This window comes from Kitasatospora sp. NBC_01560 (assembly GCF_045208415.1).
Taxonomy (GTDB): domain Bacteria; phylum Actinomycetota; class Actinomycetes; order Streptomycetales; family Streptomycetaceae; genus Kitasatospora.
In genome coordinates this window covers 8,287,674-8,311,550 of record NZ_CP109364.1, presented here as the reverse complement: position 1 = coordinate 8,311,550, position 23,877 = coordinate 8,287,674, and the positions used below count along the sequence as shown (strand labels likewise).

Here is a 23,877-nt window from a genome sequence, read left to right as displayed (position 1 = left end):
TCAGCGCCTCCCGGCCCGCAGCAGGAAGTCCACCAGGGCGTCGACGTCCGGCAGTTCGGCGAACCGGGACATCGGCTCGTCCAGCCCGAGCCGGTCGACCAGGCCGAGGATGATCTCCACCCGGTCGACCGAGTCGGCGCCGAGGTCCTTCAGGTGCTGGTCGCCGCTGATCGCGGCCGGCGCCAGGCCGGGCAGGATCTGCCCGATGACGTCCCGCACCAGGGCGTCCATCCGCTCGCGCGCGTCGGTCGGCGTGCTCATCCGGTCACTCCCGTGTCGAGTCGGAGCGAGCACACGGCCAGCAGCCGGCCGGTGTCGCGGTCGCGCAGCACCACGTCGACGGCCTCCTGTCCGTCCGAGCAGCGCCACAGGCGCAGCCCGGCGGTCAGCGGGCGGCCCGCGTCCGCGTTGCCGAGGTAGCAGAGCTGCTGGTCGGTCACCACCCGGTCCAGGAACGACCGGTCGTCCCGGCCCAGGCTGCGCCAGAACCGCAGCAGGGCCCAGTCCACGATGGAGAAGTAGGAGGCGAAGTAGAGCAGGCCGGCGCCGTTGAGGTCCCGCGAGGGGTCGACCTCGTAGTCGACCTCCAGCTCGGCCTCGCGCCGGTCGTCCCGGTGGTCGAGGAAGGTCAGCGCCCGCCGGGCGAAGCCGTACGCGTGCCGGGGCGAGAACTTCTCCGGCAGCTCCGGCAGGTGCCGGTGCTCGAAGTCCGGCGGCGAGGAACGGACCAGCCCCTCGTTGGTGCCGCCGGCGCCGCGGGCGACCCAGCGGTTGAAGTTCTCCACGTAGAGGCAGTCCGGATCGGCGAAGGCGTAGAACTCCTCCGGCTCGATCGGCGCGGCCGCGGCCTCGGGGGTCCGCGCGATCCGGTGCAGGGTGAGCACCGACTCGCTGCCGAAGCCGAACAGCCGCGAGGTGATGTGCAGCCGGTCGCCGAAGGCGGGCGTGCGCAGGTGGAAGCGGCGGCTCCCGCGGACCCGGTAGTAGTAGAAGGACAGGTAGGTGGGCGCCCCGGTGGCGTCCCTGGCTCTCAGCACGTCGGTGCCGCAGACCTCGCTGACGGCGTCCCACGTCCAGTCCCCGATCTGGCCCGCGAACAGCGAGTTGTGCCCGCACATCCCCGGCCGGATCAGTTCGGTGCGCCTGACGGTACTCATCGCGGGCCTCCGGCCGGCTCGTGGGCGGACGCCGCCCCGGCGGGCGCCGCGGCGGCGGCCGGCCCGTGGGCGGACAGGAAGGGCAGCAGCAGCTCGTGCACCCGGGCCGGGTTGGTCAGACAGGGGAAGTGGCCGGCGTCCGGGAGTTCGACGAAACGCGAGTCGGGGATCGCCCCGTGCAGCAGGTGGACGGCCTTCTGCGGGATGACGGTGTCGTGGCGCCCCCAGAGCACCAGGGTCGGTGCGGCGATCTCCGGCAGCCGGGCGAAGAGCGTGGGCTGCGCGGCGAACACGTCCAGGTAGCTGAGCCCGATCTGCGGGTCCATGCTCTCGCAGCGCAGCAGCAGCTCCTGGAGCGCCGCCCGGTCGCCGTCCAGCTCCCCGTGGTGGGCCTCGATCCGGTCGAAGTCCTCGGCCGCCACCACGGAGAGCCGGTTGACCTCGCCGTTGCGGTTGCCCACCTTGTACGAGCTGCCCACCAGGGTGAGCGAGGCGGTGTCCGCGGGGTGGCGCAGCGCGAAGCTCTGGGCCACCAGGCCGCCGAACGACGACCCGAGGACGTGGACCGCGCCGGTGATCCGGAGCCGGTCGAGCACCGTCCGGTAGAGGGCGGCCAGCCCGTCCAGGGTGAGATCGCCGGCCACGGTGGTCGCCCCCACCCCGGGGTGGTGCACGGTGACCAGCCGGTACCGGTCGGCCAGCCCGGCGAACTGACGCGCGAACACGCCGGCCCCGATGTTGAACGGGGTCATCAGCAGCAGCACCGGGCCGGCGCCCGCGGTGAACACCTCCACCTGCCCGCCGGGCAGGTCCAGCAGCAGCCGCTCGGCCACCGGGGCGTGCTCGCGCAGCACGGCCCCGTTGTCGTCCTTGGCCCGGTGCCCCTCGCGCATCGCCCCCTCGATGTCGGTCGGCAGCCCCGCCGCCGGGTGGAACCTCGGCAGCGCCGTCGCCGCGCGCTCCCCGCCCACCGGCAGCAGGTCCGGGACGGGGCCGTCCGAGCGCCACAGCGCCACCAGCCGCTCCGCCACGACCGCCGCCCGGGCCGTCCCCAGGCCCACCGGGACGGCCAGCCGGATCCGCCGGGCGTCACCGAGGTGCGGGGCGGCCCGCACGCCGGTGCCGCGGTAGATCCAGGCCAGGCAGGACTCCACCGGCTGCGCCAGCGCGGCGAAGCGCGGCATCCGCGTCACCTCCAGCAGGACGCAGTGCCCGCCGAGCGGCTCCGCCACCGGCAGGCCGGCCTCGCGCAGCGCCGTCCCGAGCACCCGGACGGCGGCCATCCGCTCGCGGACCTCCGCCGCCGCCTCCGGCTGCTCGGCCAGCGCCCGGGCCAGCAGCCGGCGGGCCGCGAGGCCGACGTCGGCACCGCGCAGCGCGACCGACTCGCGCAGCCGGTCCGCCAGGGCGGGCATCCGGGCGGCGACCACGCCGCCGGAGGCGACGCCGAAGTCCTTGGAGAGGCTGAGGGTGACGGCCCCGGCGAGGCCGAGCAGCTCCTCCACCACCTTCCACACGTCGGCGCCCCGCCACTCGGGCTCGTGGGCGACCACGAACTCGGCGTTCTCCAGCACCCGGGTGGCATCGAGCACCAGTGGCACGCCGTGCGCCTGTGCCTCGGCCCGGACGGCCCGCAGGTTGGCCACCGAGACCGGCCGGCCACCGGCCGCGTTGGCGGCCAGCTCGACGGCGACGAAGGCGACGTCCCGCCCGGGCCGGGCCAGCTCCTGGCGCAACCGGGCGAGGTCGACGTCCCCGGCGAAGCCGCTGCCGGCAGCGGCGGCCGTGCCGGCGGGGGCGGTCGTGCCGGCGGGGGCGGTCGGACGGTCGGACGGGAGCTCCACCGGCGTGAAGCCGGTGTCGGTGAGGCTCAGCAGCCAGGTGAAGAAGAGGCCGTTGTGCAGGACGGTCCCGCGCGGCCCCGGCCAGGACCGGCAGAGCAGGGCCTCGGCGGCCCGGCCGGACGCGGTGGGCACCGCGTACTCGCAGGGCAGCCAGCCCGGTGCGGTGAAGTCCGCCGGATCCCCGTCCCGCTCGACGCGCTCCTGGAGCGCCCGGGTGCGGGCGGTCAGCACCGGGTCGTCCAGCTCCGCCCACGAGTCGGTGAGCAGGTCGAAGTCGACGGCGCCGTGCGGCAGCGCGAGCGGGTTGAAGCCGGCCTCGGCCAGCCGGGCGTCCCGCTCGGCGGTGCGCCCGGCGGCGAACGGGTCCGCGACGGGCGGGTCCGTGACGGGCCGCGCGACGGGTGCGGCGGGTGCGGCGACGACTGCGGCCGGGGGCCGGGGGGCGGGGGCAGCGACGGGGGCAGCGGCGGCGACCGGCACGGCCGCCCCGGGCGCGACCATTCCGGGGGCGTCCGCCGCGATGTCCGGGTTGGCGATCATCAGGATCACCTCGGAGACCGGCGTCGGCGTGCCGTCGACCGGCCGGCAGAGGTAGATGGCCCGGTTCACCGGCCGGAACTTGTTCTTGAACTGGAAGTTGCCCTCCCCGAACACCCCGACCGACCGCAGCTCCGCGAGCCCCTCCTCGACCTCCGGCTCGGCGTTCGGGGAGTCGCCCAGCTTGACGCCGAAGCTGGCGCCGAAGCTGAACAGCGCCACGCCCTCCTCCCGCAGCCGGTCGAGGATCCTGACGATCGCGAACTCCAGGCCGCCGCGGGGCGCGTCGGCCGGGTAGAACTCCAGGTCGAGCAGGTACCCCGGCTCGGACGGGATCCGGGTGACGATCACCGCACTGGCCGGCACCCCGTTCACCCGGGTGACGAACATCCGGTGCCGCTCGGCCAGCTGACCGCGCCCCAGCTCCTCCCGGACCACGGCCACGTACGGGTTGACCATCTGCTTCGCGCCGCCCCAGCGGTCGATCAGGCCGACGATCTCGCGGTCCACGGCCGGATCCGAACCGACCGCGTACTCCTCGGTGGTGACCCGGCCGGACCGCTCGAACCTGGCCACCAGGTTGCGCAGCCTGCTCATCCGGCCCCCGGCGAGCGAGAACCCGGCGAGGTCCTCCAGCCGCTGGACGGCGCCGAACGGCGTGGCCGTCAGCGCGGCGCCGCCGGCCCGCTCCAGCGGCAGCAGGGAGAGGAAGTTCGACCGCAGGCCGTACCGGGCCGCGTAGGCCACCCATTCGGCCGCCAGCGGTTCGAAGTCCTCCTCCGACCCGGCGTAGCTCCAGGCGAACAGGTGCTCGTCCCGGCGGGAGAAGTTGAAGTAAGCCCGGCGCGTGGAGCCGACGAACGCCAGCGGTGCGATGTCCCGGCCGGCGAGCCCGCCCTCCTTGGCGTGGAGCCGGTCGATGGCGGCCAGCAGCCCGGCGATCTCGGGCAACTCCGCCAGCCGGCTCTTGCGCACGACGAACGGCTGCTCGCCCTCGGGAGCCGGGCCCGCCGCGGCCTCGGCCAGCACCACCGGCCCGGCCGCGGCCGCCGGACCGGCGGCCAGCGCGTCGGCCAGCAGCGCACCGGCGCGCGCGCCGTAGGCCGTCACCAGGTGGTCAGCCAGCCGGGGGACGGTGGGGTGGTCGAAGAGCAGCGTCTTGCGCAGCGCGCCGAAGTGCCGCTCCAGCAGGCTCACCGTGCGCAGCATGTCGAAGGAGGTGAGGCCGTTCGCGGTGAAGTCCTGCCCGAGGTCCAGCGGCCGGCCGGCGATCCGCTCGATCAGCCGGGCCAGCAGCGCCGCCGGCCCGGCCTCGCCCACGGGGGCGGGTGGTTGGGCGGGCGCGGGCTGCGCGGCAGGGGCCTGCTGGACGGCAGGAGCCGGAGCCGGGGCGGCGGCCGGGGCCGGGGCAGGGGCCGGGATCACGACAGGGGACGGGAGCACGGCAGGGGCCGGAGCCGGGGCGGCGGGCGGGGCGGCGGCGGCCGCAACGGGCCGGCCGGCGGTCACCAGGCCCGCGATGTGCCCGGCGAGCAGCCCGGCGCTGTCGAACTCGTAGAGCTCCGCGGCCTGGAGCTCCAGCCCGTACCGCGCGTTCAGGCGCCGGGCGAGGTCCATCCGGAAGATGGAGTCGAGACCGAGATCGCCGAACGGCTGCCCGGGCTCCACCCCCTCCGGCTCCAGGCCGAGGATGTCCGCCGCCTCGGCGGTGATCACGGCCGACACCTCGTCCACCGGGACGCCGCCCCTGACCGGGCCCTGCGCATCACGGACCCACAGCTCGGGGACCGGCAGCGCCGGGACCGGCAGGTCCCGTGACGGCGCGTCGGCCGTGACGGCTCCGGCCGGCGGGCCCGCCGCGGGGGCCGGCAGCGGCGTACGGCCGACCGGCGCCAGGGTGATCCTGGGGCCCCGCCTGCGCTCCGGGGCGGTACCGCGCTCGGCGGTCCGCCGGGTCTCCTCGGTCACGTCTGCCTCCTTCCTCGACCTGCCCCCACGGGCACGGTCCTCGTCGGCACGGATCTGGTCGGTCGGGATCTGGTCGGTCGGGATCTGGTCGTCGGAGGGCTGGTCGGCGGGCGGTTGGTCGACGGGAGGCCGCTCGGCGGGGGTGCGGCCGTCGAACCAGTACGGCCGGCCCTCGAACGGTGCGCCGGGCAGCGGCGTCCGCCCCGGCCCGCGGCCCGCCCAGAGCTCCGCCCAGTCCACCTCGCCACCCGCGACCCAGTGGGCCGCGAGCTGCTCGGGGGCCGGACCGGCCGGCGCCGGCGCCGCCTGCGGACCGGCCTGCCCGAGGAACGCGCCGGGCCCCGACGCGCCGGCCTCGGCGGCCGCCAGCGCCCGGAGGCCCCGCACCGCCTCCGCCACCGAGCCGGCCACCAGGGCCGCCCGGTACGGGTACGCCGTCCGGCCGACCTGGAGGGTGTGGGCCACCCTGGCCAGATCGGGTGCCGGGCCGGTCTCCAGGGCGGCGGCCAGATCGGCCGCGTACCGGCGCAGCCCGTCCGCGCTGCGGGCGGAGAGCACCAGCAGACGGCGGCCCGGTTCGGTGACGGGCGGCGCCGGACGGTGCGAGGCGAGGACGACGTGGGCGTTGGTGCCGCCGAAACCGAAGGAGCTGACGCCCGCCGTGCGGTCCCCGGTCCAGGGCCGGGCCCGGTCGTTGACGAAGAAGGGGCTGCCGTCCAGCCGCAGGTACGGGTTGGCCTCGCGGTAGTGGATGCTCGGCGGCAGCACCTCGTGGCGCAGCGCGAGCAGCATCTTGAGCAGCCCGGCCGCACCGGCCGCGGCCTCCAGATGGCCGATGTTGGTCTTCACCGACCCCAGTGCCACGTGCGGCTCGGCGGGGGCGGGCAGACCCCGCTCGGCGTACAGGGTGCCGAAGGCCTTCTTGAGCCCGTCCGCCTCGACAGGGTCCCCCAACCGGGTGCCGGTGCCGTGCAGTTCGACGGCGCCCACCGTCCGGGGATCGGTGCCCGCCTCCCGGTGCGCCCGCAGCAGGACCTCCGCCTGGGCCTGCGGGTTGGGTGCGGTGAGCGAGGTGGAGCGCCCGCCGTGGTTGACGGCGGTGCCGCGGACCACGGCGTAGACGTGGTCCCCGTCGGCCAGGGCGGCGGCCAGCGGCTTGAGCACGACGGCGCCGACGCCCTCGCCGCGGACGTACCCGTCGGCGTCCTTGTCGAACGTCCGGCAGGCGCCGTTCGGGCTGAGCATCCCCGACTGCTGGAAGGCGGTGAACAGGCCGGGGCTGAGCAGCGCGTTCACCCCGCCGGCCACGGCCAGCTCGCAGTCACCGGCCTCCAGCGCCCGGACGGCGCGGTGCAGGGCGACCAGCGAGCTGGAGCAGGCGGTGTCGACCGCCTCGCTTGGCCCCCGCAGGTCGAGCACGTGGGAGACGCGGTTGGCCAGGATCGAGTGCGCGATGCCGCTCGCGGTGTGGGCCTGCACCGGGCGGCCGTGCAGCCGCAGCAGGTCCGCATAGTCGGTGGTGGAGACGCCGACGAACAGGCCGGTGGCGCTGCCGGCCAGGGAGTCCGGCCGGTAGCCGCTGTCCTCGACCGCCCGCCAGACGGTCTGCAGGAACAGTCGCTGCTGCGGGTCCATCAGGGCCGCCTCGGTGGGCGAGATCCGGAACAGCTCGGCGTCGAAGCCGGCCACGTCCGTGAGGAAGCCGCCGCGCAGCCCGGCGGTGTCGGGGTGCTCGTGCAGCTCCAGCCGGTCGGCCGGGGCCGGACCGACGAGGTCGTCACCGGCCACCAGGCGGGCCCAGAACCCGGCGAGGTCCGGGGCGCCGGGCAGGGTGCCCGCCAGGCCGATCACGGCCACCCCGCCCCGGGTGGGCACCGGGTGCGGAGCCCCGGGTTCGGTGACGGTCCCGGTCCCGGGCTCGGTCGCGGTGACGGTCCCGGTAACGGTCCCGGGCTCGGTAGCGGTCCCGGTAGCGGCCTCGTCGATGGCCTGGGCTTCGGACGGCGCGGCCGGGACGGACGGCAGGGCCGGGCCGTGCTCCCGGGCCAGGTGGTCGGCGAAGGAACCCAGCGTCGCGCATTCGAAGAGCACCGTCGGCAGCAGGTCGAGGTCGTACTCCAGATTGACCTGGTTGATCAGCTCGGTCAGGGAGATGGAGTCGAAGCCGGTGTCCATCAGGTCGTCGTCGAGGCCGACCTCCTCCGGGTCGACCAGCAGGAAGCCGGCGGCGATCCCGCGCAGCCGGGCCCGGACGGCGGGCAGGTCCGGCGTCCCGCCCGGGGCCGACGCCGGCGCGGCCGCCCGCGCCGGGGCCGGCGGTGCCACGGCCGACGGTGTCGCGAGCGCCTCGACAGCGAGGCCCTCGACGGCCAGTGTCTCGACGGCCGGCGTCCCGACGGCCTGGGGCTCTACGGCCGGCGTCTCGACGACCAGGAAGGACGGCTCGGCACCGGCCAGGCCGCGCCGCAGGACGTCCAGGGCCGCCGCCGTCGGCATCGGGACCATGCCCCAGCGCCGGGCGAGCAGGGTGCGGGTGGCGTCGTCCACCGCCATGCCGCCGTCCGCCCAGAGCGGCCAGCCGATCGAGAGCGTCCGCCCGGGGCGCTCGCCGCGGGCCCGGCGCTCCTCCCGCTCGGCGGCGAAGGCGTCCAGGAAGGCGTTGGCGGCGGCGTAGTCCGCCTGACCGGGGTTGCCGCTCTCCCCGACCACGGAGGAGAACAACAGGAAGAAGTCGAGGTCCTGGCCGGCGGTGGCCTCGTCGAGCAGCCGGGTGCCGGTGACCTTGGGGGCCAGCACCTCCTCGATCCCGGCCCCGGTCTTGCGCACGGCCAGCGCGTCCCTGGTCACCCCGGCGGTGTGCACCACGCCGCTCAGCGGGCCGGCCGCCGCGACCAGCCGGTGGACGTCCTCCGGGCGGGTGATGTCCGCACGATGGAACACCGCGGTGGTGCCGCCACGGTTCAGCCCGGCGATCCGGGCCGCCGCCACGGGGCCCGGCTCGGTACGCCCGGCCAGGACCAGCCGGACCGGTCCGTGGGCCGCCAGGAACTCGGCGGTGTGCAGGCCCAGCGCACCGGCCCCGCCGGTGATCAGGTAGCCGCCGCCCGGCCTGGTCGGCAGCCGGTCGGCCGCGGGCGGGATGAAATCGGCGAGCCGCTTCACCAGCCGCCGGCCGTCACGGTGGCGCACCTCCGGTTCGGCGCAGCGCAGTTCGGTCAGCAGCAGGGCAGCCCGGGTGTCGGTGTCCTGCTCGGGGCCGAACTCGACCCGGGAGCCGACGAAGCCGCTGTGTTCGAGGGCGAGGGTGCGGACCGCGCCGGTCACCGCGATCTGCTCCGGCTGCGCGCCGGTGTGGGTGTGCAGCGCGCGGAGTGCCGCGCCGGGGCGTCCGCGCAGCAGGGCGGCGGCCAGCTCGACGAGGCTGCGGACGTCCCCGGTGTGCACCACCGCGTCGGGGTGCAGGGAGGGCGCGGCGCCGGGCGGGATCACCACGCACCGGGTGTCCGTGCCGGCCGTGGCCCGTTCGAGGGCGGCGGCCAGCCCGGTGTCGGTGGTGACCACCAGGAGCAGCCGCGGGGTGGCGCCGGCCGGCTCGGCCGGGCGCTCCTCCCAGGCCGGCCGCCGGTAGACGGTGGTGGTCGCCGGCGCCGGGGCGGCCGAGGGCGGGTCGAGCGGTTGCGGGGCAGCCGGCGTCGCGAGCTCGGCGGGGCCGACCGCCGGGGCACCGACCGGGGCGACGGCGGCGGCCGTCGTGAGCCAGTACCGGCGCCGCTCGAACGGGTAGCCGGGCAGGTCGACGCGGGCGGGGTGCGGGTGCGCCCAGTGGGCCGGCCAGTCGACCGCCGCACCGTGCACCCAGCGGACCGCCGGGTCCTCGTCCGCCTGCTCGGCGGCCCGGGGCGCGGCCGTCGCCAGCAGCACGCCGTCCGGCACCGTCCCGCCGGCCACCGCGGCCAGCCGGGCGGCGAGCGCGGCGTGGTCGGCGGCCCGCACGGCCAGCCGCTCGGGGAACTCGCGGCGCCCGACCTGGCTGGTGAAGCAGATCGCGTCCAACGCCTCCACCGCACCCGGACCGGTCAGGAAGTCGGCCACCGACCCGGCGTAGCGGAGCAGTTGGTCGCGCGTCCGGGCGGAGAGCAGGAACAGCTGCTCGCCCGGTCGCGGCTCGGGGCGCTCGCGGGTGTCGCGGTACTCCTCGACCACGAGGTGCACGTTGGCACCGCCCGCGCCGAAGGAGCTGATCCCGGCCCGGCGCGGGGCGTCACCCGCCCGCGGCCACGGCTCCAGCGCGGTCGGCAGGGTGAACCGCCCGGCGTCGAGGGTGATCTTCGGGTTGACGGTGGTGAGGCCGGCGACCGGGGCGATCCGCCCGTTCCGGAGCTGGAGCAGCACCTTGGTGAGGCCCGCGATGCCCGCGGCGCCCTCCAGGTGGCCGATGTTGGCCTTGACTGACCCGACGGCGCACCGCACCGCGTCCCCGCCGGCCGCGCCGAGCGCCCGGCCGAGGCCGGCCAGCTCGATCGGGTCGCCCAGCTCCGTCCCCGTCCCGTGCGCCTCGACGTAGCCGATGGTGTCCGGGTCCACGCCGGACCGGCGAACGGCCTCGGCGATCAGCGCGGCCTGCGCGTTGGGATTGGGCACGGTGTAGCCGGCGGTCTTGCCGCCCGCGTTGGCGAGGCCCGCCTTGACGATCCCCCAGATCCGGTCCCCGTCCGCGACGGCCTCCCGCAGCGGCTTGAGCAGCACCGCGCCGACCCCCTCGCCGGGCACGAAGCCGTCGGCGGCGGCGTCGAAGACCTTGCAGCGCTCGTCGGCGGAGAGCATGTTCAGCGCGCTCAGCGCGACGTGGTGCGCGGGGTGCAGAATCAGGTTGACCCCGCCCGCGATGGCCGTCCGGCACTCGCCGCGCCGGATGCTCTCGCAGGCCAGGTGGACGGCGAGCAGGGAGGAGGAGCAGGCCGAGTCCACGGCGAAGCTGGGCCCGTGCAGGTCCAGCACGTAGGAGACCCGGTTGGCGATCGACCAGTAGGCGGAGTGCGCGCCGGCCATCCGGCCCTCGGCCCAGCCGGTCGCCGCCAGCTGACCGTAGGAGCCGTACATGGTGCCGACGAAGACGCCGGTGCTGTGCTCCCGGGTGCTCTCGCCGAGCTGGCCGGCCCGGTCGAGCAGCTCCCAGGCTGTCTCCAGGAAGAGCCGCTCCTGCGGGTCGATGTCGGCGGCGTCCCGCGGGAGGATGCCGAAGAAGGCCGGGTCGAACCGGTCGATGCCGTCGAGGAACCCGCCCCACCGGCTGTACGTCCGCTGGGCGCGGCCCTTCTCCGGGTCGAAGTGGGTGCGCCAGTCCCAGCGGTCCGCCGGGACTTCGGTGATGCCGCCGGCACCCTCGGCCAGCAGCTGCCAGAAGGAGTCCAGGTCCGCCGCGCCGGGGTAGCGCCCGGCCACGGCCACGACGGCGATGTCGTCGTCCCGGGGGGCGGGTTGGGGAGCGGGGGCGGGGGCAGGGGCGGGTACGGGTACGGATACGGGCGCCGCGACGGGCGCGGGCTCGGGTGCCTGGCGGAGGGCGGCGAGCTGCTCCGGGTGGGTCCGGAGGAGGTGCTCCCCGAGGTCCGCGATGGTCAGGTGCTCGAAGAGCAGGGTGGCGGGCTGCGGGCCGAGGTCGCGCTCCAGCCTGGTCAGGATGTCCAGGCTGACCAGGGAGTCCACCCCGTAGTTCTCGAAGGTCACGCCGTCCGCGAGGTCGGCCTCGGCGAAGCGGAGCACTTCGGCGAAGACGCCGCGCACGTAGGCGCGGGCGGCCGCCCCGGCCCCGGCCGGCGCCGGGTCGGCGGCGGCGGTGGCCCGCATGGTGGCCGGAGCGGCGACCGCGACGGCGACGGGTGCGGCGACCGCGACGGGCCCCGGCTCCGACGCACCGGCGGTGGCCGCGAAGAGGCACTGCTCCAGGTCGTCGGCGGCGGTGCCCTCGAAGCCCCGGATCCGAACCGGGTCGAAGCCGCCGCCGGCCAGCAGGCCCCGCCAGGCGGCCGGGCCGAGCAGCGGGGCCCCGGGCAGCCGCAGCCCGGCGTCCTCGTAGCGCCACCAGCCCGGGGTGAGACCGAAGGTGAGGGTGAGGAAGCGTGCGGCGCGGGTGACTTCGTTGACCAGCAGCAGGCCGCCGGGGCGCAGCAGGCCGCGGACGTGGCCGAGGGTGCGGTCCATCCGGGCGGTGGCGTGCAGGACGTTGGTGGCGAGCACCAGGTCGGCGCCGTGGCGTTCGAAGCCCTGGGCGGCCGGGTCGCGTTCGATGTCCAGCGGTTCGAAGCGGACGAACGGGTGGCTCGCGCCGAAGGCGTCCTGGCCCCGGCGGAGGAAGGCGGTGGAGACGTCGGTGTAGCGGTAGTCCACCGGGACGTCCGCGGCCGCCAGGGCGGGCAGCACGAAGGCGCTGCTCGATCCGGTGCCGGCGCCGATCTCGACGACGCGGACCGGGCGGCCGGTGGCGCGGTGGGCCGCGACGGCCGCCGCGACGGCCTCCTCGGCGAGCAGCCGGTGGTAGTGGTCGGCGGAGGCCTGGCCCCGGTAGACCTGCTCGACGAGGTCGGCGGAGCCGCCGGGGAACAGCACCTCGGTCGCGCCCCGGCTGCCGTCCAGGACGGCGGGCACCGCGTCGACGCAGCGCCGCAGCAGCTCGACGTGCGGGGCGAGGTCCGGGTAGCGGGCGGCCGGGTCGGGCTCCGCGGCGGGCTCGGCGGGTGCGGAGACGGTGTCGCCGGTCCGGTGGAGCCGGCCGGCCGAGACGAGCAGGTCCAGCAGGGCGTCGAAGAGCCGCCGGCCGGCCGGGCGGACGGCCAGCCGGGCGGCGAGCCGCTCCACCGGGCCGTCCAGGGTGCCGAGTTCCTGCCGGAGGCGGCGGTCGAGCAGCGCCGGGGCGAACCGCTCCAGGGCGGCGAAGGCCTCCCGGGCACGGGCGACCGCGTCCTCCTGCCCGACCGGTCCGGTGGTGGCGGCGGACGCGGCCGCCGCGGGGGTGGCGCCGAGCCGGGCCAGCCCCTCGGCCGAGGCCCGCACCACCAGCGCCTGCGGCACCCGGTGGAGCAGCAGGGCGTCGAGCGCGGCCATGCCCTCCGCGGGCGCGAGCGAGCCGACGCCGAACGCCGACAGCCGCTCGGTGTACCGCGCGTCGGCGACCGCGCCGACGCTCCCCCAGAAGCCCCAGTTGACGACCGTCACGGGGAACCGGCAGCGGCGGCGCAGCTCCGCCGCGTAGGCGTCCTCGAAGGTGCTCGCCGCCGCGTACCCGGCCTGGCCCGCCGAGCCGGTGAAGGAGACCGCCGAGGAGAAGAAGGCCAGGAAGTCGGGTCGTTCGGTGGCCAGCGCCTCGCCGAACGCGACCGCCCCGGCCACCTTGGGCGCGAGCACCTCGGCGAGCCCGGCCTCGTCGAGCCGGGCGAGCGCGCGGTCCCCGAGCACCATCGCCGAGTGGAACGCCCCGTGCAGGGCGCCGAACTCCTCCCGGGCGCGGCGGACGGCGCCGCGCAGGGCGGCCGGGTCGGCGGCGTCGGCGCGCAGGTAGCGGCCCCGGCCGCCGAGCCGCGCGAGGTCCGCGAGCAGCGCCTCGACCTCGGCACCGGCGGGCCGGCGGCCGACGATCGTGACCTTGGCCCGGACGGTCCGGGCCAGGTGACGGGCGAGCTCCTGCCCGATGCCGCCCGCCCCGCCGAGGATCAGGTACGAGCCGCCCTCCCGGTAGGGGTGGCCGGTGGCGGGGAGCGTGGCGGGGGCGGGGAGCGAGGCGGGCACGACCGTGCGGGTCAGCCGGCGGCCGCCGCGCAGGGCGATCACCCGGTCGGTGCCGGGCTCGCGGCGCAGCAGGCCGGCGAGTTCGGCGGCGTCCCACCGCCCGGTGCCGACGTCGACGCAGCCGACCGTCCAGCCCGGGTACTCGGCGGCGGCGGAGCCGGCCATGCCGAGCAGGCCCGCGGCGTGCGGGCGCACCGGGCCGCCGTCCGCGGCCACCGCGCCGGCCAGCACCACCTTGAGGGTCGCCGGGCGGCCGGCCCCGGCCGCGCTCATCGCGCGGATCGTCCGCAGCAACTCCGCGGCGGCCGGGTCGTGTTCGGGGGCACCGCCGCGGTGGGGTTCGCAGGCGAGCAGGTAGACCACGTCCGGTGCGTCGCCCGGCCGCAGCGCGGGCACCGCCTCGGCGAGGTCGCCCCCGGCCCGGTGCGCGGCGACCAGGGCGGCGGCCAGCGCGGCCGTGCCGGGCCCGTGCAGCACCCGGACCACGGCGCCGCCCGGGTGCCGGACGGTCGCGGGCGGCAGCGCCTCGCGCCAGGCCGGGACGTGGATCAGCCCGGCGAGGGGCCCGCCGGCCGCCGTTCCGGCCGGCAGGTCGGCCCGGGGCTCCTGCGGCGCCGGGCGGACCGGGCGCAGGGCGAGGCCGGTGAAGCGCACCGCGACCCGGCCGGCCGGGTCGGCCAGCCGGACCGTCCAGCCGCCACCCTCGCGCCGGACGTGGGTGAAGCCGGTGGCGGGCACCGGCCCGAACACCTCCAGCCCGCCGAGGGCGAACGGCACCTGGGGCCCGCCGTCACCGGCGGCGGCCAGCGCGGCGACGGCCTGCAACGCGGCGTCGAGCGGCACCGGGTGGAGCGGCCGGGCGGGGAGCTCGGCGGCCCGGGCCGGGGGCACCGTCAACACCCCGAGCGCCTCGTCCGGGCCGTGCCGGACCTCCTCCAGCGCGCGGAACGAGGGGCCGTAGGCGATGCCGGCGGCCGCGAAGCCCGCGTAGAGCTCGGCGCCGGAGCGGCGGCCGGTGCAGCGCGCGCGGACGGCGGCCGGGTCGAGCAGTTCCGCGGGCCCGTCGACCCCCGCGGTCACCCGGCCGCGGGCGCAGACCGGTTCGCCCGGCCCGGCGGAGAGTTCGAACCGGCCGGCCTCGACGGTCAGCAGCGGCGTCCGCGGCCCGCCGAGCGGGAAGGGGCGCAGCCACTGGATGCCCGTGAACCGCAGCGGGCCCGTCAGGCCGGCGGCCCGGGCGGCGAGTTCGAACACGGCGACGCCAGGCAGCAGCGCCGTCCCGGCGACGACGTGGTCGGCGGCGATCCAGTCGGCGGGGGCCGGCGCGTCGGCCGGGGCGTCGGCCAGGGCGGCGGCCGGCGTCGGGGTGCCCGGGGCCCGGTGGGTGGTGGCCGTGGCGATCCCGTACGGCCGGTCGTCGAACCGGTGCCCGGGGAGCGAGATCCGGCGGCCGGCGGCCGGCCGGTCCGGCCCGGACCAGTCGACGTCCCCGCCCGCGAGGTAGTGCCGGGCCGTCCGCTCCGGCTCGCCCGAGCCCGGCCGGCGCGGCGCACCGGCGGCCGCGGCCCGCAGCTGCGCCACCAGGTCGGTGGTGCCGGTGGTCACGAAGGCCGCCCGGACGGCGTGGTGGACGCGCCCCGCGCCGAGCGTGCGGGCGACGTCGGCCGGTGCGACCGGGCCGGCCGCCGAGGCGGTCTCCAGGCGGTCCGCCAGGGCGGTCATGGTGCGGAGCAGGGCGTCCTCGCTGCGGGCGGAGACGGGCACCAGGACGGCCGCGCCCGTGGCCCCGCTCTCCCGGCGGCGCGGCGCCTCGGCGACCAGCAGGTGGGCGTTGGTGCCGCTGAACCCGAAGCTGCTGACGGCGCCGACCAGCTCGCCCGAGGCGCCCGGCGTCCAGGGTTCGAGTGCGGTGACCGGCCGCAGGCGGCTGCGGCCGAAGTCGATCTCGGGGTTGGCCGTCGTGTAGTTGACGGTCGGCGGGATCCGGCGGTGCCGCAGCGCGAGCAGCACCTTGAGCAGGCCGGCGATGCCCGCCGACATGGTGGTGTGGCCGATGTTGCCCTTGACCGAGCCGAGGCCGCAGGAGCCGCCGTCCACCGCGTCGCGGCCGAACACCTGGTCCAGGGCCCGGATCTCGATCGGGTCGCCGAGCGGCGTCCCGGTGCCGTGCGCCTCGACGTAGGTGACGTCCTGCGGCCGGAGACCGGCCCGGCGCTGCACCCGGTCGATCAGCTCGGCCTGTCCGGTCGCACTCGGTGCGGTGAGCCCGTTGGTCCGGCCGTCGCCGTTGACGCCGCTCCCCCGGATGACGCCGTGGATCGGGTCGCCGTCCGCCACCGCCCGGTCCAGCCGCTTGAGTACCACCGCGCCGACGCCCTCGCCGAGCACGATCCCGTCGGCCGAGGCGTCGAACGGCGCGCTGCGGCCGGTCGGCGAGAGCATGCCGGTCCGGCTGGTCTGGATGTGCATCCGCGGGGTCAGCATCAGCGCCACACCGCCCGCGACGGCGGCCTCGCACTCCCCGGAGCGGATGCTCTCGCAGGCCAGGTGCACGGCCACCAGGGAGGAGGAGCAGGCCGTGTCGACCGCCATCGTCGGGCCGGTGAGGTCGAGGTGGTAGGCGATCCGCGCGGCCAGCACCGAGGCGGAGTTGCCGAGGAAGGTGTGCGCCGTCTCGCTCCCGCCCTCGGCCCGCAGCAGGTCGGCGTACTCGCCGGTGGCGCAGCCGACGAAGACGCCCCAACGCCGCTTCGAGGGCGTCTCCAGCGCGTGGCCGGCGTCCTCCAGGCTCTCCCAGGCGGTCTGCAGGAAGAGCCGCTGCTGCGGGTCCATCGCCGCCGCCTCCAGCGGCGACATCCGGAAGAAGGTCGGGTCGAAGCGGTCGATGCCGTCCAACAGGGCAGCCCACTTGCTGTACGTCCGGTCGGGGACGCGGCGGTCGGGGTCGTAGTGCTCGGAGACGTCCCAGCGCCCGGGCGGGACTTCGCGGATGCTGTCCACGCCGTCGGCCAGGTTCTGCCAGAAGGTGTCGAGGTCGGGTGCGTCGGGGAAGCGGCCGGCCATGCCGATCACAGCGATGTCGGCGGCGGTGCGGTCGAGGGCCGTGCGGTCGGCGGCCGTACGGTCGGCGGCGATGAGGTCGGCGGGATCGGCGACGGCGGCGGTGAGGTCGGCGGGATCGGCGACAGGGGCGGTGAGGTCGGCGGGATCGGCGACAGGGGCGGTGAGGTCGGCGGGATCGGCGACAGGGGCGGCCGGCGGTGGCTCCGCGACGGGCGCGGTCAGCACGACGGGTCGCGGCGCGGCGGCGGCCGGACGGACGGGTGCGGCGGTGAGCGGGGCCAGGGCCACCTGCCCGGTGCGCGGTGCGGGGGCGGCGACGGGCTCCGCGACGGCGGCCGCGTGAGCGGGTGCCGGTGCCGGTGCCGGTGCGGGTGCCGCCGGTGCCGGGGCCACGGCGGCGGGCGCCACAGGAGCGGGCGCGGGGGCCGGCTGGGCGGCGGTGGCGGCCGCCAGCAGGCTCAGGTCACGCTCGATCACCTCGCCCACGTACGCCGTCAGCCGGGGCAGGGTCGGGTGGTCGTAGACCGCCACCGAGTCGATGTCCAGGCCGAAGGCGGAGTTGACCGCGCGGACCAGCTCGACGGCGCCGATCGAGTCGAGCCCCAGCTCACTGAAGGTGGACGCGGGGTCGATCTCCTCCGGCGTCAGGTAGAGCGTCTCGCCGAGTACTTCCTGCACCACGGCGGTGATCCGCGCGGCGTCCGCCCCGCGGGGCGCAGCGACGACGGGCGGCGCCGGCGTGACGTGCGGCACCGGCGGAAGAGGCAGCGCCGGCGGAGCGGGCACCGGCACGGCCGCGGCCACCGGCACCGGCGTAGCCGGCTGCACCGGCACCGGCAGCGGCTGCACCGGCGGCGCCGGGACGGGCGCACCGGCCCGGAAGCCGTCCACCTTGGCGAAGTACTCCTGGATCCGGCCCACCGAGTCCGAGCCGAACACCCGGTCGTGCATCGCCGATTCGCGGTCGATCACCGGCCCGAGCCGGGCCAGCTCCCGGTCGGCGAGGTCCTGCTTGAGCACCCGGACGGCCTCGGCGGGCTTCTCCGCGATCGAGCGCGCCAGTCCGAGGGCCGTGGCGAGCACCTCGGAGCGGTCCGCGAAGGCCACGTTGGCACCGCGCCGTTCCAGCTCCTCACCGCGAAACGGCCGCCCCGTGTACATGAGTTCGGTGGCCAGCAGCCGGCCCAGCCGCTCCCCGAGGACGTGCGTCGCCCCCATGCCCGGGGTGAATCCGTAGGTGAGGAAGTTGGCGCTGTAGACGCTCTCCCGGGCCAGCACGACCAGGTCGGCGTGGAGGCCGAAGGCGAAGCCGCCGCCGGAGGCGTGCCCGCGCAGTGCGGAGACCACCGGGCGGGTGCAGCGCAGCAGGCCCTCGTAGACGAACGGGACGTCGGTGAACCGGCTGCCGCCGCCCGCCAGGGTCTCCAGGCCCTCCGGGGTGGCGCCCATGCTGAACACGGTCTCCGTCCCGGTCAGCACCACGGCCCGGACGGCGTCGTCCTTCTCGATCCGGGCGAAGGCGTCCTCCAGACCGCGCATCAGCCCGGGGGTGAACATGTTGCTGCCGCCGCGCTCGCGCATCACGAGCAGCGCGATCCCGGGCTCCAGCAGCCGGAACTCGACCTCCTCGCCGTCGACCGGCGCGAACTCCACTGCCGGGGCAGCTGGTTCGGCCGGTCTGGCCGGCGCAACGGGCACGACGGGCACGACGACCGGCAGCGGCTCCGGACGCGCCGGGCGCTCCGCCCGCTCCGGGCTCTTCCAGCGGCCCACCCAGGAGGCCTCCTCCTGGAACGGATAACCCGGCATCGGACGGCGGCGCAGGGCCGGCCCGCCCGCACGGCAGGCCGCCCAGTCGACGTCCCCGCCCGCGGCCCAGTGCGCCGCGACGGCGTCGAGCCGCCCGGACCGGTACGCGGCGACCGGGTCCGGCTCGGCCGGTGCCCCGGTGCCGCCCCAGTGGCCGCCCGCGCCGGCCGGCCCGCCGTCGGCGAAGCGCCGCAGCGCCGCCCGCAGACCGGTGAGGTCGTCGGCGACCACGGCGAGGCGGTGCGCCATCGGCGTCCGGCCGACCTGCGAGGTGTGGGCGAGGTCCGCCACCAGGTAGGGATCCGCGGGCCCGCTGCCGGGCCCGGCAGCGGCGGCCAGGCCGGCCACCGTGCTGTCGGGGCCCGGCCGGGTGCCGGTGGCCTCGCCCAGCTGCCGCAGGCCGTGGACGTCGAACCCGAGGTCGGCGAGCGGCTCGTCGGGCCCGACCGCCGCGGCCGGGATCCCGAGCACCTCGGCCGCCCGCTCGGCGAACCAGCCGGCCGGCCGGCCGTCGGCGGCCTCCAGGGCGTCCAGGGCCTCCAGGTGGCGTTCGGCGTAGGCGCGCAGCTCCGGCCCCGTACGGGCGGAGAGCACGAACAGGCTGGCGGAGGCCGGGTCGTTCGGGCGCTGCACGGCGGGGGTCTCCTCCTCGACGAGGACGTGGGCGTTGGCACCGCCGGCGCCGAAGGCGCTGACGCCCGCCCGGCGCGGCCGGCCGTCGACGGCGGGCCACGGGCGGCGGTCCTGCTGGACCCGGAACGGGGAGCCGGTGAGGTCGATGTGCGGATTGGTCCGGGCCGAGTGCAGGGACGGGACGTGCTCGCCGTGGGCGAGCTGGAGCAGCACCTTGGTCAGCCCGGCGATGCCGGCGGCGCTCTCCAGGTGCCCGATGTTGGACTTGACGGAGCCCAGCGCGACCGAGCCCGCCGGCAGGCCGTCGGCCGCGAAGGCCTTGCGCAGGCCCTCCACCTCGATCGGGTCGCCGAGCGAGGTGCCGGTGCCGTGGGCCTCGACGCAGTCGACGGATCCCGCTGCCCAGCCCGCCCGGTCGAGGGCCGTCCGGACGAGCCCGCCCTGCGCCGCCGGGCTCGGCACGGTGAAGCCGCTGGTCCGGCCGGTGTGGTTGAGCACGGTGGCCCGGATGACGCCGTGGATGTGGTCGCCGTCGGCCCGGGCCCGGGCGAGCGGCTTGAGCAGCACCGCGCCGACGCCCTCACCGGGCACGTAGCCGGTGCCGTCCGCGCCGAAGCTGCGGCACCGCCCGTCGTCGGAGAGGAACTGGCCCTGGGCGAGCTGGAGGTACTTCTGCGGGTGGATCGACACGTTGACGCCGCCGGCCAGCGCCAGTTCGCACTCGCCGCGCCGGATGCTCTCGCAGGCCAGGTGGAGCGCGGTCAGCGACGAGGAGCAGGCGGTGTCCACGGCCATGCTCGGGCCGTGCAGGTCGAGCGTGTAGGAGACCCGGTTGGCGACCGAGGCGTGCATGGCGGTCGGGGCGACGCCCCCGGCCTCCTCGGCGAACAGCTGGTAGTGGTTCCACATCACGCCGACGAAGACGCCGGTGTCACGGGTGGCCGCGGTGCGCGGGCGGTAGCCGGCGTTCTCGAAGGCGTGCCAGCTCGTGGTGAGGAAGAGCCGCTCCTGCGGGTCCATCCGCTCGGCGTCCTTGCGGGAGATGCCGAAGAAGGCCGGGGCGAAGCCGTCCACGCCGTCGAGGAAGCCGCCCCACCGGCTGTAGGTGCGGGCCTCGGCGTTGCGGTCCGGGGAGAACAGGGCGTCGTGGTCCCACCGGTCGGCGGGCACCTCGACGATGCTGTCGACCCCGCCGGCCAGGTTGGCCCAGAAGGTGTCGAGGTCGGGGGCGCCGGGGTAGCGGCCGGCCAGCCCGATCACGGCGACGGCTCCCGCGTCCCCGTCCCCGTCGCTGTACCCGGCCCCGGCCGGCCCGGCGACGGGCGCGGCGGCGGGTGCAACGGCGGCTTCCGCGACGGGCGCGGCGGCGGGCCGGGCGGGCGCCGGCAGGAGCGCCGGCACCCGGTCCGGGTCGCCGTACAGCACGGCGAGGGCCGGGCGGTCGCCGGCGGTGGCGCGGGCCAGCAGCCCGATCCCGGTGGCGGTGGGCAGCGGCAGCATGCCGGTCCGCGTGCCGGAGCGGCGTACCGCGGCCTCGTCGGGGCGCATCCCGCCGTCGGCCCAGAGCGGCCAGGCCACCGCGAGGGTGCGGCCCGGCCGTTCGGCGGCGCGGTGCCGGGCGTACTCCAGCTGGAAGGCGTTGGCGTAGGCGTAGTCCGCCTGGCCCGGGTTGGCGAGCACCGCCGAGAGCGAGGAGAACAGGACGAACAGCCGCAGGTCGTCCCCGGCGGTGGCCGCGTCCAGGTGGCGGGTGCCGTCGATCTTGGCGGCGCCGACGGTCCGCAGGTCGGCGGCGTCGCGGCGGAAGAAGAGGCCGTCGCCGACGGTGCCCGCGCAGTGCAGGACGCCGTCGATCCGGCCGAACGCGGCCCGGGTGGCGGCGGCGGCCGCCTCGGCGCCCGCCCGGGTGGACACGTCGGCCACGGTGTGGCGGACGTCGCCGCCGAGGGCCCGCCAGGCCGCCGTCCGGCGCTCCAGCGCGGCGTCCGCGGGCCGGCGGCCGACCAGCATCAGCCGGGCGCGGTGACGCGTCACCAGGGGGTCGGCGAGCAGGCCCGCGAGACCGCCGGCGCCGCCGGTCACCAGGTACACCCCGTCGTCGGCGAAGCCGGTGGCGTCCGGGCCGGGGGCGTCCGGGCCGGGGGCGTCCGGGCCGGGGGCCGCCTCGGCCCAGCGCCGCAGCTGCCGGCGGTCGGCCCGGTGACGCACGTGGTGCCCGTCCGCGGCGGCCGAAGCGCCACCGGCCGCCTGCGAGGCTCCGGCGGCGGGCCGGGCGAGGTCGGCCAGCTCCGCGAGCAGGCGGGCCGCCCGCGGCCGGTCGCTCTCCACCAACCGGCAGGGCACCGAAGGCACTTCGGCGCTGATGGTGGCAGCGAGCGCCCCCAGCGCGGTGTGCTCCGGTCGCCGGGGGCCGGCCGCCACCACCAGGACCGGGACGGTCCCGGTCGGGCGGCGGTGGACCAGCGCCGCGGCCAGCGTCCAGAGTTCGGCGGCCGCGGCGTCGCCCGCCGGGCCCGCGTCCTCGGCCGGGCAGAGCAGGTACCCGGCCGGGGCGGGGCCGTCCGCGGCGAGGTCACGGAGCAGCCCGGCGACCTGCTCCGGATCGGCGAGGTCGAGCCGGATGTCGTCCCCGCCCGCGGGGCGCTCCCCGTGGCCGCGTCCGACGGCGACCACGCGCCGCCCGTCGGCGCGCAGGTCCGCCACCAGGCCGTCGGACGCGCCCAGGACGACGAGGTCGCCCGCCGGTGCGGCCGGCGGCCACGGCGCGTCCGTCCACTCCTCGACGCGGCAGACGGCGACGGCACGCCCGTCGTCGGCGAGCGCGTCGGGCAACGCGGACCGCGCGGGCACCTCGGGCACCTCGGGCACCTCGGGCGCAAGAGGCACAGAAGGCGCACCAGGCACCTCAGGCACAGCAGACGCAGCAGGCACGGCCGAACCGGCCGACGCCCCCGCCGCCGCCAGCGCGGCCGGATAGGTCTCCGCGAGGTGGCCGGCCAGGCCGTCGACGGAGCCGTACTCGAAGAGCAGGGTCGGGTAGAGCGTGGCGCCGACCAGCGGCTCCAGTTGCTCCCCCATCCGCAGCAGCGTCACCGAGTCGAGGCCCAGGTCGTAGAAGCCGGTGTCGGCCGGCACCTCGGCGGCGGGCCGCCCGAGGGCCTCCCCGACCAGCTCGCGCAGCCGGGCGGTGGCCACCGCGAGCGGCCCGGGCCCGGCCACCGCCACCGCCGCCTCAGCGAGCCCGCCCGGTACGGTCTCCGCCGGCACCGGCACGTCCAGCAACGGCACGTCCAGCACCGACTCGTCCACCGCCGGCTCGTCCACCACCGACTCGTCCAGCAGCCGGGTGATCAGCTCGGGGTGCCGGATCCGCTTGCAGGACATGTCCCGGAACTCCGCCAGCAGCCGGCCCCGGTCGTCGTGCAAGGTGTAGTCGTTGCGCACCAGGTCGCCGGAGGCGGAGGCCTGTTCGGGCCGGGCGACGTGCACGTGGAAGCTCTCGCCGACCGCCTCGGGCGCCCGGAACCAGCCGATGTGGAAGGGGATGAACGGCTCGGCACCGACGTCCTCGTTCTGGCCGAACGCGGCCAGCGTGGAGGCGTCGGCCTTCCCCGGGTGCAGGTGGAAGCCCGGCTCACCCGCCCGCCCGGAGTCGTCCAGCCGGAGCGAGGCGAGCAGCCCGGGCTCGCCCCGGTGCAGGACGCCGCGGCAGGTCATCGGGCCGCCGTGCCGGATGCCCTCGCGCCGGGTGCGGGAGTAGAGCAGGTCCATGTCGTCCCGGCGGACGGCCTCCGCGCGCAGCCGGTCGAGGTCCAGCGGCGGCGGCAACGGCTCTTCGGTGTCGACGAGTTCGGCCCGGGCGTGTTCGCGCCAGGGGCCGCGGGGCGCGCCGTCGACCACCCACCGGCTGTCCACCCGGACGCGCCGGGCCGGTTCGCCGCCGGCCGTGACGGTGACCCGCAGTTCGCGCTCGCGGCCCTCCCGGGTGACGACCGGCTCGGAGAACAGGACGTCGCGCAGGGCGAGCCGGCGGTGGTCCTCCCCCCGGGCGATCAGGACCCGGTAGACGAGGTCCAGGAAGGTGACGCCGGGCATGACGCTGACGCCGTGGACCACGTGGTTGGCCGTGATGAAGTCGTCGTGCGTCAGCCGGATCCGGCAGTCGATCTCGTGCGCGTGCCGGGCCGTTCCGTCGTGCTGGGCCATGCCGTCGTCCCCCTCGTACGGGCGCTGCTGGGCGGGTGTCACACCTGCGGGGTGAGCGGGGCCGTCCCGGCCAGGAAGTCCGCCAGGATCCGCCGGAGCCGGGGGCCGGCCCCGAAGACGGAGAGGTGGTCCCCGGTCGGTTCGACCCGCAGCACCGCGCCGGGCAGGGCGGCGGCGACCAGGTGCGAGCCGTCCGGGTGGGCGGTGCGGTCGTCCTCGCTGGTCACCACGAGGGCGGGCATCGTGCGGAGGGCGGCGAGTGCGGGCGTGCTGTCCTCGGTCATGGTGGGGAGGGTGAGGGCGCTGTAGCGGTAGAACAGTTCGTCGGTGGTGTAGGGGTGGAAGACCAGGTCGGCGATCTCGGCGGGCAGGCCGGCCCGGGTGCTCTCCGCCAGGGCGGAGTTGATCATGGCGGCGTCCTCGCGCCCCTGGACGGCCATCCCGAGCAGGGCCCGGAGGTTGTCCTGGTGGTCCGTCACCGGGCCGGGGCTGCCGGACCAGTCGCCGTGCCAGAGGCTCAGCGAGCCGAACCGCCCGGGCCGGCCGGACGCGGCCCGCAGCGCGATCACGGCGCCGCCGCACAGGCCCATCAGGTGGGCGGAGGGGAGTCCGTAGTGGTCCATGACGGCCAGCAGGTCGGCGGCCTGGGCGTCGACGTCGGTCGGCAGGGCGTCGAAGCCGGCCCCGTCGCCCAGGTCGCCGAAGAGCCCCCGCGTCTCCCAGGTGACCACATGGTGGTCCCGGGCCAGCTCCCGCATCCACGGCTCGCACAGCCCGGCCGGCATCCCGCACGCGGAGGCGAGCACGACGGCGGGGCTGCCCGGTGTCCCGGCGGAGTACCCGCGCAGCGTCGCACCGGCGCGGGGGATGGTGTCCAT

The 23,877-nt window shown here is 77.1% G+C and carries 4 protein-coding genes; all 4 read right to left on the bottom strand.

All coding sequences use genetic code 11. The annotated features are described in order from the left end of the window. From OH807_RS35810 to OH807_RS35795, 4 genes are read right to left on the bottom strand one after another with little or no spacing between them, the layout of a single operon-like run. Window positions 1-261, bottom strand: a complete 261-nt coding sequence (locus OH807_RS35810; RefSeq protein ID WP_406207907.1) for an acyl carrier protein — start codon at window positions 259-261, stop codon at window positions 1-3. Next, window positions 258-1,157 (bottom strand): LnmK family bifunctional acyltransferase/decarboxylase, encoded by a 900-nt coding sequence (locus OH807_RS35805; RefSeq protein ID WP_406207904.1) that lies wholly within the window; start codon window positions 1,155-1,157, stop codon window positions 258-260. The genes OH807_RS35810 and OH807_RS35805 overlap by 4 nt, the downstream gene beginning before the upstream one ends. Then, the gene (locus OH807_RS35800; protein WP_406207902.1) at window positions 1,154-23,041 is read right to left on the bottom strand and encodes an SDR family NAD(P)-dependent oxidoreductase; all 21,888 of its coding nucleotides are present in this window, start codon (window positions 23,039-23,041) and stop codon (window positions 1,154-1,156) included. The genes OH807_RS35805 and OH807_RS35800 overlap by 4 nt, the downstream gene beginning before the upstream one ends. Next, a complete protein-coding gene (locus tag OH807_RS35795) occupies window positions 23,038-23,877 on the bottom strand; it encodes an alpha/beta fold hydrolase (RefSeq protein WP_406207900.1) in 840 nt (279 codons plus the stop codon). Before OH807_RS35795 ends, OH807_RS35800 begins: the two co-directional genes overlap by 4 nt.

Excerpts from the sequence above, each read along its gene's own strand:
- OH807_RS35810 (WP_406207907.1), bottom strand. The coding sequence starts at position 261 with ATGAGCACGCCGACCGACGCGCGCGAGCGGATGGACGCCCTGGTGCGG.
- OH807_RS35805 (WP_406207904.1), bottom strand. The coding sequence starts at position 1,157 with ATGAGTACCGTCAGGCGCACCGAACTGATCCGGCCGGGGATGTGCGGG.
- OH807_RS35795 (WP_406207900.1), bottom strand. The coding sequence starts at position 23,877 with ATGGACACCATCCCCCGCGCCGGTGCGACGCTGCGCGGGTACTCCGCC.